We start from the raw sequence: 13616 nt of genomic DNA on the forward strand, positions 1-13616 counted from the left end.
CTACGCCCGTCGGCAACGCTGCGTTCGCTTGCGCGAGCGCGGAGGGACTGTTTATGCTGAAAAATTATACCCGGCAGCTGTTCGCACAGCTTAGCCGCCATCTGCCACGCCGTTTAGTCCAGCGCGATCCGCTGCCGGACGCCCGCCATCTGGCGAGCGGCCCCATTCCTGAGTCGCTGGGCAAACAGTGCCTGGACGTGGCGGCGATGGACGACCAGGAGATCTGGCGCGCCTTTGACAGCCACCCTGAAGGGCTCAATGAAGGCGAAGTGGCGGCGAAAATCCTTAAACACGGCGACAACCAGATCCCGGCGCAGAAGCCCTCGCCGTGGTGGGTGCATCTGTGGACCTGCTACCGCAACCCGTTCAATCTGCTGCTGACGGTGCTCGGCATCGTCTCCTATTCCACCGAAGATCTGTTCGCCGCCGGGGTGATCGCCCTGATGGTGGGGATCTCGACGCTGCTCAACTTCATCCAGGAGGCGCGCTCGACCAAAGCGGCGGATGCGCTGAAGGCGATGGTGAGCAATACCGCCACCGTGCTGCGGGTGGTCAATGAACAGGGGGAGAGCCGCTGGCTGGAGCTGCCTATCGACCAGCTGGTGCCGGGCGACATCATCCGGCTGTCGGCGGGGGACATGATCCCGGCGGACCTGCGTATCCTGCAGGCGCGGGATCTGTTTGTCGCCCAGGCCTCGCTGACCGGCGAATCGCTGCCGGTGGAGAAAGTGGCCCGCAGCCGCGATCCGCTGCAGCAGAACCCGCTGGAGTGCGACACCCTGTGCTTTATGGGCACCAACGTGGTGAGCGGCTCGGCGCAGGCCATCGTCTTCGCCACCGGCGGCCACACCTGGTTTGGTCAACTGGCCGGCCGCGTCAGCGAGCAGGAGAGCGAGCCGAACGCCTTCCAGAAAGGCATCAGCCGGGTGAGTATGCTGCTGATCCGCTTTATGCTGGTGATGGCCCCGGTGGTGCTGCTGATCAATGGCTACACCAAAGGCGACTGGTGGGAGGCGGCGCTGTTCGCGCTGTCGGTGGCGGTCGGCCTGACGCCGGAGATGCTGCCGATGATCGTCACCTCGACGCTGGCGCGCGGGGCGGTAAAGCTGTCGAAGCAAAAGGTCATCGTGAAGCACCTCGACGCCATTCAGAACTTTGGCGCGATGGACATCCTCTGCACCGATAAAACCGGCACCCTGACTCAGGATAAGATTGTGCTGGAGAACCATACCGACGTCTCCGGCAAGGTCAGCGAGCGCGTACTGCATGCCGCCTGGCTGAACAGCCACTACCAAACCGGGCTGAAAAATCTGCTCGACACCGCGGTGCTGGAGGGCGTTGAGCTGGAGGCCGCCCGCGGGCTGGCGGCGCGCTGGCAGAAGGTGGATGAGATCCCCTTCGATTTCGAACGCCGCCGCATGTCGGTGGTGGTGAAAGAGGAGGACGCCGCGCATCAGCTGATCTGCAAAGGGGCGCTGCAGGAGATCCTCAACGTCTCAACCCAGGTGCGCTACAACGGCGATATCGTGCCGCTGGACGATACCATGCTGCGCCGCATTCGCCGGGTCACTGACACCCTCAACCGGCAAGGGCTGCGGGTGGTGGCGGTGGCGACCAAGTACCTGCCGGCCCGCGAAGGCGACTACCAGCGCGCCGATGAGTCGGACCTGATCCTTGAAGGCTACATCGCCTTCCTCGATCCGCCGAAAGAGACCACCGCCCCGGCGCTGAAAGCGTTAAAAGCCAGCGGCATCACGGTGAAGATCCTCACCGGCGACAGCGAGCTGGTGGCGGCGAAGGTGTGCCATGAAGTGGGGCTGGATGCCGGCGAAGTGGTGATTGGCAGCCAGATTGAAGCCATGAGCGACGACGAGCTGGCGGCGCTGGCGAAACGCACCACGCTCTTCGCCCGCCTGGCGCCGCTGCATAAGGAGCGCATCGTGACGCTGCTGAAACGCGAAGGCCACGTGGTGGGCTTTATGGGCGACGGCATCAACGACGCCCCGGCGCTGCGCGCGGCGGACATCGGCATCTCGGTCGACGGCGCGGTGGATATCGCCCGCGAGGCGGCGGATATCATTCTGCTGGAGAAAAGCCTGATGGTGCTGGAGGAGGGGGTGATCGAAGGCCGCCGCACTTTCGCCAACATGCTTAAGTACATCAAAATGACCGCCAGCTCCAACTTCGGCAATGTCTTCAGCGTGCTGGTGGCCAGCGCCTTCCTGCCGTTTCTGCCGATGCTGCCGCTGCACCTGTTGATTCAGAACCTGCTGTACGATGTCTCCCAGGTGGCGATCCCGTTCGATAATGTCGACGATGAACAGATCCGCAAGCCGCAGCGCTGGAACCCGGCCGACCTTGGACGCTTTATGGTCTTCTTCGGCCCGATCAGCTCGATTTTCGATATCCTCACCTTCGGCCTGATGTGGTGGGTGTTCCACGCCAATACCGTGGAGATGCAGACCCTGTTCCAGTCCGGCTGGTTTATTGAAGGGCTGCTGTCGCAAACGCTGATCGTGCACATGATCCGCACCCGGCGCATTCCGTTCGTCCAGAGCCGCGCCGCCTGGCCGCTGTTCGCCATGACCCTGGTGGTGATGGCGGTGGGGATCGCGCTGCCGTTCTCGCCGCTGGCGGGCTATCTGCAGCTGCAGGCCCTGCCGCTGAGCTACTTCCCATGGCTGGTGGCGATCCTGGCGGGCTATATGGTGCTGACCCAAACGGTCAAAGGCTTCTACAGCCGCCGCTACGGCTGGCAGTAAGGGGAAGGTTTGCGGATGACCCCCGTAAAAAAGGCAGCCTGCGGGCTGCCTTTTTTCATGCCGGGGTTCGCGATCAGCGGCGTACGGCGATGGCTTCGATCTCGATCTTCACGTCTTTCGGCAGACGCGCCACTTCAACGCAGGAGCGCGCCGGGAAGGTGGCGTTGTGCTCGGTGAAGAACGCTTCGTATGTGGCGTTAACGGTAGCGAAATCGTTGAGATCTTTGACGAAAACGGTGGTCTTGACGATATCGCCGACGGTGAGGCCTGCGGCTTCAACGATGGCTTTCACGTTGTTCAGCGACTGGCGCGCCTGCGCGGATACGTCTTCCGGAACGCTGCCGGTTTTCGGGTCGACCGGGATCTGGCCAGAGGTGATGATCATGCTGCCCAGGTCAACGCCCTGAACGTAGGGGCCAATCGCTGCTGGTGCATTTTCCGTCGCAATAGTTTTGCTCATGTTATCTCCAGATGAACTGAGTAATGTTACGCAAAATCATTCAGGTGGCCGCCAGGCGGTAAGCGCTGTGCCGCCGGGTGCAGACGCCGGCTGAAGGACGAAGCGTAGGGTGGTAGCCATTATAGGGAGGCCTACCACCAATACCAACCGCATTTAGTTGGCCAGCACCACATAATGAGAAAACTCTTTTTCGCAGTATTTACATTTGAGTGCGATGTCATCAGTGCGTTTTTTCACTGCAAAACTGGAAGAAACCGGTTCGGCGTGGCTGATACAGTTGCTGTTCGGGCAGACCAGCACGCTGTCGATGCGATCCGGCAGGCTCGGGCGGGATTTGCCCACCACTTCGTATTCATCAATGCGGTTTACCGTCGCCTGCGGGGCGTACAGCGACAGCTGGTTAACCTGCTCGTCGGTCAGGAAGGTGTTCTCGATTTTAATCAAATCCTTGCGGCCCATCTCGCCGGAGGGCAGGTTCAGGCCGATGGTGATGCGCTGGTCGGTTTCGGTCAGTTTGAACAGGGTGAGCAGCTTAAAACCGACCTGCGCCGGAATGTGGTCGATCACGGTGCCGCGTTTGATCGCTTCTACCTGCAGTTTATTGTCGTGTGTCATCTCTCATTTCCCCTTACAGTGCCAGCTCGCTATTCAGTACCAATGCCAGTAACGCCTGGCGGGCGAAGATGCCGTTACCGGCCTGCTGGAAGTACCAGGCGTGCGGCGTTTTATCGACATCGGTGGTGATTTCGTCAATGCGCGGCAGCGGGTGCAGCACCTTCATATTGGCGCGCGCCCCTTCGAGGTCGGCGGCGCGCAGGACGAACTGCGCTTTGACGTTGGCGTATTCCGACGGATCCAGACGCTCTTTCTGCACGCGGGTCATGTACAGAATATCCACTTCCGCCATCACGTCGTCGATGGCGCTATGCAGGCTCCAGGCGATACCTTTTTCATCCAGCATATCGAGGATGTACTGCGGCATGGCCAGCGCGTCCGGGGCGATAAAGTAGAAGCGGTTGCCGCTGAATTTGGCCAGCGCCTGGGTCAGGGAGTGGACGGTACGGCCATACTTCAGATCGCCGACCATCGCCACGTTGAGGTTTTCGAGGCGGCCCTGGGTCTCCTGAATGGTGAACAGGTCGAGCAGGGTCTGGGTTGGGTGCTGGTTGGCGCCGTCGCCGGCGTTCAGTACCGGCACGCCGCCGGAAAATTCGGTCGCCAGACGGGCGGCGCCCTCCTGCGGATGACGCATCACGATGGCGTCAACGTAGGTGCTAATGACGGAGATGGTATCCGCCAGCGTTTCCCCTTTTTTGCCCAGCGAGGTGTTGGCGCTGTCGGAGAAGCCGACCACGCTGGCCCCCAGGCGGTGCATCGAGGTTTCAAAAGAGAGGCGGGTGCGGGTCGAGGCTTCAAAGAAACAGCTGGCGATAACCTTATGCTTCAGCAGCTCGGGTTGTGGATTAGCTTTCAGCTTTGCCGCCGTCGCCAGCACCAGTTCGAGGTCTTCGCGGCTGAGATCGTTTATGGAAATGATATGTTTTTGATATAGCGGGTTAGCCATGCTTATCTCCTGACGCCTGGGCAAAAAAAAAGCCCCTTAAATAAGGGGCTTCGGGAATCCAATGAGCAACGGAAAGAAAAACGGCAGGCCAGCGTCTGCATTGAGACGCGCTAAGACAGAATGTCGTACGCAATTGGCCATGCTTCCTCCCGGCAAAACGACTGGCATTATACGCAGACCGTTATGACGATCAAGCGATTCATTCACAAACAGGTAATCGTTTGCCTGCAGAAAAGTGCGCCAGCGCAAAGAACCGTGAAACTGCACTGGTATGGCAGCGACGATGGGGGTATAAAACGCAAAAATGAAATGTTGTTTTATATTTGAGGTAAGCGATGATTATTGGCAATATCCACCATCTGCAGCCATGGCTGCCTGCCGCGCTGCGCGAGGCTATCGAACACGTTATCGTCCATGTCAGCGAGGCGACGACGCTGGGTAAACATGATATCGACGGCAACAACCTGTTTTATCTGATTTCCGAGGACACCACCGAGCCGCAGGCCGCGCGTCGCGCGGAATATCATGCCCGCTATCTCGATATCCAGATTGTGCTCCGCGGCAGCGAGGGGATGACCTTCAGCACCCTGCCGGCTGGAGAGCCGCAGACCGACTGGCTGGCGGAGAAAGACATCGCTTTCCTGGCGGAGGGGGCGCAGGAGCAAACGGTGATCCTTAACGAAGGGGACTTTGTGGTGTTTTATCCCGGCGAAGTGCATAAACCGCTGTGCGCCGTGGGCGCCCCGGCGAAGGTGCGCAAAGCGGTGGTGAAGATGCTGATGGCGTGACAAAGCGTCCTGACGAGCGGTATCCCGGATACGCGCCAAGCGATCCGGGATTTGACGGCGAGCGAAGGACTATTTGCTCAGCGTCGCCACCATCACCGCTTTGATGGTGTGCATCCGGTTTTCCGCCTGGTCGAAGACCACGCTTGCCGCCGACTCAAACACCTCGTCAGTCACCTCCATGCCGCCGTGCAGGCCGTATTCGGCAGCCATCTGTTTGCCCAGCGTGGTCTGGTCATCGTGGAACGCCGGCAGGCAGTGGAGGAATTTGACCTGCGGGTTGCCGGTCAGCGCCAGCATCGCGCTGTTAACCTGATAGTCGCGCAGCAGGGCGATACGTTCGGCCCATTTTTCCTTCGCCTCGCCCATTGAGACCCAGACGTCGGTATAGATAAAATCGGCGCCTTGCACCCCCGCGGCGATATCTTCCGTCAGGGTGATGTTGCCGCCCTGCTGTTTCGCCAGCGCGGTACAGGTTTCCACCAGCGCGGCCTCCGGCCAGCAGGCCGAGGGCGCCACCAGGCGCAGATCCAGACCGGTCAGCGCCGCGGCTTCCAGCATCGAATTACCCATGTTGTTGCGCGCGTCGCCGGCGTAGACCAGCGTCATCTGGTTAAAGGCTTTGCCCGGCAGGTGCTCTTTCATGGTCAGCAGGTCCGCCAGCAGCTGGGTAGGGTGGAACTCGTTGGTGAGGCCGTTCCACACCGGCACGCCGGCGTATTGCGCCAGGGTCTCCACCACTTCCTGGCCGTGGCCGCGGTACTGAATGCCGTCGTACATCCGTCCGAGCACGCGGGCGGTGTCCTTGATCGACTCTTTATGGCCAATCTGGCTGCCGCTGGGCCCCAGGTAGGTCACGCGGGCGCCCTGATCGTATGCGGCAACTTCGAAAGAGCATCGTGTACGGGTTGAGTCTTTTTCGAAGATGAGCGCGATGTTTTTCCCTGCCAGTTTCTGGACTTCGATACCGTTTTTCTTATCGGCTTTCAGCTTTGCCGCCAGCTCGAGCAGGGCGGTGATTTCTGCAGGCGTAAAATCGAGTAACTTTAAAAAATGCTTCTGGTAAAACGCAGACATGGTTCCCTCACCTGGCATAGGCCACTAATTGAATTAAAATTCAATTTATATGTATGAATATTCATTTGCAAGTCTGTGATCGAAATCTTTCACTGAGAAGTGGAGGCAATGACGGCGGTATGTGACAATAGGGATAACTGCCGCACATTATGAGGAACGAGCCATGGCAAACCCGGAACACCTGGAAGAACAGCGTGAAGAGACGCGTCTGATTATCGAAGAGCTGCTGGAAGATGGCAGCGATCCGGACGCACTGTACACGATTGAGCATCACCTCTCTGCAGACGATTTCGAAACCCTGGAGAAAGTGGCGGTGGAAGCGTTTAAGCTGGGCTACGAAGTGACCGAGCCCGAAGAGCTGGAAGTGGAAGAGGGTGAAGTGGTCATCTGCTGCGATATTCTGAGCGAATGCGCCCTGAACGCAGAACTGATCGATGCCCAGGTGGAACAGCTGATGACGCTGGCAGAAAAATTTGACGTCGAGTATGACGGTTGGGGCACCTACTATGAGGACCCGAACGGCGAAGAAGACGGCGAGGATGACGAAGATTTTGTCGATGAAGACGACGATGGTGTTCGTCACTAAGTCGCAGATGATGTAAATGGATACGGCGGCGCCAGCCGCCGTATAGCAAGGAACCTCCATGGATTACCCGCAGATACTCTCCCCGATTATCAACTTCCTGCACTGCCCGACGCCGCAGGCGTGGATTGACGAAGCCCGCAAGCCGGAAAACCTGCCGCTGCTGCTGACCGACCATATGGTGTGCGAACTGAAAGCGGCGCAGAACGCCATGCTGCTGGTGCGTCGCTACGTCGCGGATAAAGCCGACGCCGACGAGCTGCTGGCCTGCCTGAAGCCGTATGAAGACTTCACCTACCGCCGGGGGCCAGAGCCGGATTTTGTCGCCCTGCATAAGCGGATCAACAAAAGCGCCATGCCGCAGACCGACGACCCGTGGGGCCGTCAGCTGCTGGACAGCATGATTTTGCTGATTAAAGAGGAGCTGCATCACTTCTGGCAGGTGCGGGAGATGATGCTGGCGCGCGATATCCCCTACGTCAAAATCACCGCCAGCAACTATGCCCGCGGCATGCGACGGGAGGTGCGCTCACATGAGCCGGTGATGCTGATCGATAAGCTTATCTGCGGCGCCTATATCGAGGCCCGCTCATGCGAGCGCTTTGCGGCGCTGGCGCCGTGGCTGGACGACGATCTGCAGAAGTTCTATCTGTCGCTGCTGCGCTCGGAAGCGCGTCACTATCAGGACTACCTGGATCTGGCGCAGAAGATTGCCGGAGAAGATATCAGCGAACGGGTCCGCCAGCTCGGCGAGGCGGAAGCGGCGCTGATCCTCCGTCCGGAGGCCGAGTTCCGCTTTCACAGCGGCGTGCCGGCGGCGGCGTAGCCCACGCTGTTCGGCTCCCGTCGCTCCGGTCGCCACTCACGCCGGCAGTCTCAGTAGCTATGGGGGGAGAGATAGCGTTGAGAGCTTCAGCTCGCCATGGTACGGGCCGTAGGTCGGGTAAGGCGTTAGCCGCCACCCGACAAAAAAACGGCACCGCGAGCACGGGTAAGGTGCAAGCGGTGCCATCCGGGACATACCCCGGCTCGCGCTACGCTTAGCCGGGCTACCGAACTGTAGCCCCGGTAAGCGTAGCGCTACCGGGGACGCCTGCGATATCGAGGCGTTACAGCGTTTTCAACATCCGCACTTCGCAGTCCACGTGGCCGGTACAGCCCAGCGGACCGTCAATATGTTCGAAGCCAAGATGCTCATATAAGCCGATCGCCTCCGTCAGGAAGGCGGTGGTTTCCAGATAGCAGCGTTTAAAGCCCTGCTCGCGGGCGTAGTCCAGCGCCAGCAGCGCCAGCTTCTTCGCCAGCCCCTGGCCGCGGGCGCTGGTCATGAAATACATTTTCTGCAGCTCGCAGATATCCGGCTCGCTGCAGGCGAGCGGCGCGACGCCGCCGCCGCCAACCACTTCTCCCTCTTTCTCCACCACCCAATAGGCCGAGCCTGGCTGGCTGTACAGCTCATACAGCTCATCGAGATTCGGGTCGGCGACCGTATAGCCTTTATCGGCGGTCAGGCCATATTCTGCGGATACCTGGCGGATGACGGCCGCTATCGCAGCGTTATCCTGTACCGCGATACGGCGTAAAGTAAAGGTCTGTGGCGCGGCAAGATTCATAGAATCACTCAATTTTAGCTTAAATAACCATATATTTCTTTAATACCATTATTCGTTTACAGGCGCAAGGTGCGCGTGAAATGTATTGCCGGGAAAATTCAAAATAATATATTCTGCTCGCTTAATGCCGATGCGCATTATTTATTATTTTTATATATGGTTTAAAGTACAAGGACGACTTTTTTATGAGTATGATTTCAGGGCAATTGCAGCGTTCTGGCCATTCTTTTGTTTTTCATGGTCAGGTCGGGCGCTATTTTATTATTTGTCTGGTTAATATTATTTTTTCTGTAATAACTTGTGGGTTATTTATTCCATGGGCATGGGTACGGAGTCGCCGTTATCTTTGTGAGAATATGGAGGTTAATGGCGCCCGCTTTGCCTATCACGGGCGCGGTATCACGATTTTACTCAGCTGGCTATTGATATTTGTCGTGCTGGTTTTACTCAGCTTAGCGCTTGCCATTTTCTCTCCCGGTAGCGAAGGGCTGGAGACGCTGGCATTTCTTATCCTGCTGCCGGTAATGATAATTAAGGGGTTAAGCTACCATGCGACGATGACCTCTTTCGCGAATATTCGCTTTGGGGTTCAGTGTCATCTGCTGCGCGGATGGTGGATTATGCTCGGCTTACCTTTGCTGATATACGTGCTAACAGCGGTGGTGTTCGCCATGCTGGGAAGTCGGCTCTTTTACAATGGCCTAAATAGCATGCTGCTGGGGATCGTTGTTCTGCTTTTGCTGGCGCTAGTTATTATGGCAATAACCAGCGGTGTGGTTTACAGCCACTGGCTTGATCTCATCGGCAAAGGCGCAACCTTAGGCAAAAATAAATTTAATATTTATGTGAGTACTAAGCGTTGTGTGGTGATTTTTTTATGGGCAACGGCTATTTTGTTGCCGTTTATCGTCATTTTTATTGGCTTTTTATTTTCCGCATTCGCTCAACTGCTGACGGGCTGTATGTTTGGTCTGTGCAGTGAAGGTTCGGCACTGTTTATGGCATTGCGGCATCTTGGGGCGATATTAGGGGGATATATATTCCTCACTATCGGTATCGTGTTATCCATGGCATACCTTCGTGTGGCTTTACGTAATCACGCGATGAATAACCTGGTGCTGGGGGACAGCGTTCATTTTCGTTCCACCCTGACGTTTTTCGGTCTTGCTCCGCGTTTACTGGCGTTGACGTTTCTCACGCCGCTGACGCTGGGGCTGGCCTATCCCTGGTTTAAGATTGATTTGCTACGCTATATTGCTGAAAACACGACGATGGTCGGTGAGCTCGATTCGCTCGATCTGCAGCCGGCGGCGCCACCGCAGCCGACGGTATCTGACAAACTATGCGGCGGTTTTTTTCCGATGCTGCCGTTCCTGTAATGTAAAAAGGCCGGAGCAAGCTCCGGCCTTTTTTCTATCGCGAGCAATTACAGCGCGGCGATCACCGCCTGCTGCTCAATCAGCTTCGCTTTCGCTTCCGCGTAGCCTTCCAGCTTCTCGCGCTCTTTGGCGATCACCGCTTCCGGCGCGCGGGCGACAAAGCCTTCGTTAGCCAGCTTGCTTTCGATGCGGCCAATTTCGCCTTCGATTTTGGCCACTTCTTTCGCCAGACGCGCCAGCTCATCTTCTTTGTTGATGAGGCCCGCCATCGGGATCAGCAGCTCGGCGCCGTCGACGATCTTGGTCACGGAGACCGGACCTTTATCATCGGCAGGCAGCACGGTAATGCTTTCCAGACGCGCCAGATTCAGCAGGAAGCTGCGGTTGTCGTTCACGCGACGCTCGGCCTCTTTGCTGCAGCCGCGCAGCAGCAGTTCCAGCGGTTTGCCCGGGGCGATGTTCATTTCCGCACGGATGTTACGTACGGCGACGATCGCCTGCTTCAGCCATTCGGTGTCGGCCAGCGCCGCGTCATCCACCTGAGAGGCATCATACTGCGGGAACGGCTGCAGCATGATGGTGTCGGCGGTGATCCCGCAGATGACCTTCACGCGCTGCCAGATGGTCTCGGTGATGAACGGAATGATCGGATGCGCCAGGCGCAGCAGACCTTCCAGCACAGTCACCAGCGTATGGCGAGTGCCGCGCAGCTCCGCTTCGCTGCCGCCGTTCATGACCGGCTTGGTCAGTTCCAGGTACCAGTCGCAGAACTGGTTCCAGGTGAACTCGTACAGGATGCCGGCGGCGATATCGAAGCGGAAGTTATCCAGCGCTTCGCGATACGCTTTGACGGTGTGGTTGAATTCCGCAAGGATCCAGCGGTCGGCCAGGGAGAGCACCCTCTCGCCGCCGTTGAAGCCGCAATCCTGATCTTCGGTGTTCATCAGCACAAAGCGGCTGGCGTTCCACAGCTTGTTACAGAAGTTACGGTAACCTTCCAGACGCTTCATATCCCAGTTGATGTCGCGGCCGGTAGAGGCCAGCGCCGCCAGGGTAAAGCGCAGGGCGTCGGTGCCGTGCGGCTCGATGCCGTTCGGGAACTGTTTCTCGGTGCGCTTACGAATTTTCTCCGCCAGCTGCGGCTGCATCATGTTGCCGGTACGTTTCTCCAGCAGCTCCGGCAGGGTGATGCCGTCAACCATATCCAGCGGGTCGATAACGTTACCCTTGGATTTTGACATCTTCTGGCCTTCGTCATCGCGGATCAGACCGGTCATGTAGACGGTCTTAAACGGAACCTGCGGTTTACCGTTTTCATCTTTGATGAAGTGCATGGTCATCATGATCATGCGGGCGATCCAGAAGAAGATGATGTCGAAGCCGGACACCATCACGCTGGTTGGGTGGAACTGACGCAGGGCGTCGGTGTTTTCCGGCCAGCCGAGAGTGGAGAAGGTCCACAGCGCGGAGGAGAACCAGGTATCCAGCACGTCTTCGTCCTGGCGCAGCGCCACGTCGGCGCCGAGGTTATTTTCCTGGCGTACTTCGTCTTCGGTGCGGCCTACGTAAACGTTGCCGTCGTTGTCATACCATGCCGGGATGCGGTGACCCCACCACAGCTGACGGGAGATACACCAGTCCTGAATATCACGCATCCAGGAGAAGTACATGTTTTCGTACTGCTTCGGCACGAACTGAATGTCGCCGTTTTCAACGGCTTCCACCGCCGGCTTGGCCAGCACGTCCGCGCGCACGTACCACTGGTCGGTCAGCATCGGTTCGATAACCACGCCGCCGCGGTCGCCGTAAGGCACGGTCAGGTCGTGCGGTTTGATCTCTTCCAGCAGGCCGAGGGCGTCAACCGCCGCAACGACGGCTTTACGCGCCGCGAAGCGTTCCAGTTTCTGGAACTCCGCCGGGATCTCGCTGGAGTAGACGTCGGATTCATTGCCTTTGGTGTCGTACACTTCCGCGCTTTCGCGGATGTCGCCGTCAAAGGTCAGGATGTTGATCATCGGCAGCTGGTGACGACGACCCACTTCGTAGTCGTTAAAGTCGTGCGCCGGGGTGATCTTCACGCAGCCGGTGCCTTTCTCCATGTCGGCGTGTTCGTCGCCCACGATCGGGATGCGGCGGTTAACCAGCGGCAGCACCACGAATTTGCCAATCAGATCTTTGTAACGCGGATCTTCCGGGTTAACGGCCACGCCGGTATCGCCCAGCAGGGTTTCCGGACGGGTGGTGGCGACCACCAGGTAGTCTTTACCGTCAGCGGTTTTCGCGCCATCGGCCAGCGGGTAGCGGATATGCCACATGGAGCCTTTCGATTCGCGGTTTTCCACTTCGAGGTCGGAAATGGCGGTGCGCAGTTTCGGGTCCCAGTTAACCAGGCGTTTGCCGCGGTAGATCAGGTCTTCCTTATACAGGCGAACGAAGACTTCTTTCACGGCATTGGAAAGGCCTTCGTCCATGGTGAAGCGCTCGCGTTCCCAGTCAACGGAGTTGCCGAGACGGCGCATCTGACGGGTAATGGTGCCGCCGGATTCCGCTTTCCACTGCCAGATTTTGTCGATAAAGGCATCGCGGCCGTAGTCGTGACGGGTTTTCCCTTCTTCAGCGGCAATCTTACGCTCAACCACCATCTGGGTAGCGATACCCGCGTGGTCGGTCCCCGCCTGCCACAGGGTGTTTTTGCCCTGCATGCGCTGGTAGCGAATCATGGTATCCATGATGGTTTGCTGGAAGGCATGACCCATATGCAAACTGCCGGTGACGTTCGGCGGCGGGATCATGATGCAGAAGCTCTCCTGGCTTTCATCACCATTCGGTTTGAAATAGCCCTGCTTTTCCCAGTGCTCGTAAAGCGGCTGTTCGATATCTTGTGGGTTGTATGTCTTTTCCATTATTTCCAGGTTGCCGTGTTCAGGTTGAAACCAGCCATGCGGTACGCCTTATAGCGTTCGCGCGCCAGTTGTTTCAGATTTTCTTCGTAAGGGACAAAGTCTATCACTTCTGTGAAAGCGGTGGCAAAATCTGCAAAGTTAAGCCGCAGGCTGATAAGAATATCCCGCGGGCTGCTGTTGCGCTTTTGCGGCCAGGCAATCTCTACCGGCGCGCCGCCTCGCGGGCCTTCGCCCGCCAGATTGTGCGGCACAAAGCTCTCCGGTGGTCGCGACCACAGCGCCTCATCGAGACGAATCGCCTGCTGCTCATCTTCACAGGCGATCAGGACGCGCTTGCCGTTGCGCCAACGTTCTGCGGCAATGTCACACACCAGCTGCTCGACGGCGCTCAGGCCTTCGACGGTGTCTTCGTTGTCCAGAAGATAGAACGTTGCGTTTTTCATATATGGGGCTTCTTGTTGTGGATTTAAATGTAAAGCCGGGCGGCGCT

Annotated in this window: 15 protein-coding genes; 5 read left to right on the forward strand and 10 right to left on the reverse strand. The window is 58.0% G+C overall.

Features of this window, described 5'->3' with window-relative positions; genetic code table 11:
- Positions 1-53: 53 nt before the first annotated feature.
- Complete coding sequence (gene mgtA / locus L2I46_RS18075) at positions 54-2762, forward strand: magnesium-translocating P-type ATPase (RefSeq protein WP_023291764.1); 2709 nt, start codon at positions 54-56, stop codon at positions 2760-2762.
- Between the two features lie 73 nt (positions 2763-2835).
- Here mgtA and ridA read toward each other — a convergent pair whose 3' ends face one another.
- The 5 genes from ridA to L2I46_RS18095 all read right to left on the reverse strand — a co-directional run bounded on the left by ridA (position 2836) and on the right by L2I46_RS18095 (position 4927).
- A complete protein-coding gene (gene ridA, locus L2I46_RS18080; RefSeq protein ID WP_002886926.1) occupies positions 2836-3222 on the reverse strand; it encodes a 2-iminobutanoate/2-iminopropanoate deaminase in 387 nt (128 codons plus the stop codon).
- Positions 3223-3375: 153 nt separating this feature from the next.
- Positions 3376-3837: an aspartate carbamoyltransferase regulatory subunit gene (gene pyrI / locus L2I46_RS18085; protein WP_105491316.1), complete on the reverse strand. Its 462-nt coding sequence runs from the start codon at positions 3835-3837 to the stop codon at positions 3376-3378.
- A gap of 13 nt (positions 3838-3850) precedes the next feature.
- Positions 3851-4786: an aspartate carbamoyltransferase gene (gene pyrB, locus L2I46_RS18090; RefSeq protein ID WP_004206522.1), complete on the reverse strand. Its 936-nt coding sequence runs from the start codon at positions 4784-4786 to the stop codon at positions 3851-3853.
- 2 nt (positions 4787-4788) lie between these two features.
- Positions 4789-4848 carry a pyrBI operon leader peptide gene (locus L2I46_RS29785; protein WP_227650304.1) on the reverse strand — a complete coding sequence of 20 codons (60 nt, stop codon included), beginning with the start codon at positions 4846-4848 and terminating at the stop codon, positions 4789-4791.
- Positions 4823-4927, reverse strand: coding sequence for a pyrBI operon leader peptide (locus L2I46_RS18095; RefSeq protein WP_002886930.1), 105 nt, complete (start codon positions 4925-4927; stop codon positions 4823-4825). Before L2I46_RS18095 ends, L2I46_RS29785 begins: the two co-directional genes overlap by 26 nt.
- Positions 4928-5121: 194 nt before the next feature.
- On the opposite strand from L2I46_RS18095, the gene L2I46_RS18100 reads away from it, so the two are divergent.
- A complete protein-coding gene (locus tag L2I46_RS18100) occupies positions 5122-5574 on the forward strand; it encodes a YhcH/YjgK/YiaL family protein (protein ID WP_236948110.1) in 453 nt (150 codons plus the stop codon).
- Between the two features lie 69 nt (positions 5575-5643).
- On the opposite strand, the gene argF is transcribed toward L2I46_RS18100, so the two are convergent.
- Together argF and argL are read right to left on the reverse strand one after the other, a co-directional pair.
- Positions 5644-6648, reverse strand: coding sequence for an ornithine carbamoyltransferase (argF, locus tag L2I46_RS18105; RefSeq protein ID WP_032454662.1), 1005 nt, complete (start codon positions 6646-6648; stop codon positions 5644-5646).
- On the reverse strand, positions 6618-6713 hold the full coding sequence (gene argL / locus L2I46_RS29790) for a putative translational regulatory protein ArgL (RefSeq protein WP_370736902.1): 96 nt from the start codon (positions 6711-6713) through the stop codon (positions 6618-6620). Before argL ends, argF begins: the two co-directional genes overlap by 31 nt.
- Before the next feature lie 98 nt (positions 6714-6811).
- Here argL and rraB point away from each other — a divergent pair, with 98 nt between their 5' ends.
- On the forward strand, positions 6812-7234 hold the full coding sequence (gene rraB, locus L2I46_RS18110) for a ribonuclease E inhibitor RraB (protein ID WP_023291768.1): 423 nt from the start codon (positions 6812-6814) through the stop codon (positions 7232-7234).
- A 58-nt stretch (positions 7235-7292) separates the two neighbouring features.
- Positions 7293-8057, forward strand: a complete 765-nt coding sequence (gene miaE / locus L2I46_RS18115) for a tRNA isopentenyl-2-thiomethyl-A-37 hydroxylase MiaE (protein WP_023291769.1) — start codon at positions 7293-7295, stop codon at positions 8055-8057.
- A gap of 283 nt (positions 8058-8340) precedes the next feature.
- Here the strand turns inward: miaE and L2I46_RS18120 are convergent, their stop codons facing one another.
- Positions 8341-8844, reverse strand: a complete 504-nt coding sequence (locus tag L2I46_RS18120) for a GNAT family N-acetyltransferase (protein WP_032454663.1) — start codon at positions 8842-8844, stop codon at positions 8341-8343.
- 185 nt (positions 8845-9029) lie between these two features.
- Between L2I46_RS18120 and L2I46_RS18125 the strand changes: the two genes are divergently transcribed.
- On the forward strand, positions 9030-10223 hold the full coding sequence (locus L2I46_RS18125; protein WP_087848675.1) for a YjgN family protein: 1194 nt from the start codon (positions 9030-9032) through the stop codon (positions 10221-10223).
- A 47-nt stretch (positions 10224-10270) separates the two neighbouring features.
- Here the strand turns inward: L2I46_RS18125 and L2I46_RS18130 are convergent, their stop codons facing one another.
- Positions 10271-13126, reverse strand: coding sequence for a valine--tRNA ligase (locus L2I46_RS18130; RefSeq protein ID WP_044525210.1), 2856 nt, complete (start codon positions 13124-13126; stop codon positions 10271-10273).
- A complete protein-coding gene (gene holC, locus L2I46_RS18135; RefSeq protein WP_048296514.1) occupies positions 13126-13569 on the reverse strand; it encodes a DNA polymerase III subunit chi in 444 nt (147 codons plus the stop codon). The genes L2I46_RS18130 and holC overlap by 1 nt, the downstream gene beginning before the upstream one ends.
- Positions 13570-13616: the final 47 nt, after the last annotated feature.

Origin of the sequence: Klebsiella sp. 2019SCSN059, from assembly GCF_021739525.1 — a bacterium.
In the GTDB taxonomy this organism is placed as follows: Bacteria; Pseudomonadota; Gammaproteobacteria; order Enterobacterales; family Enterobacteriaceae; genus Klebsiella; species Klebsiella quasipneumoniae.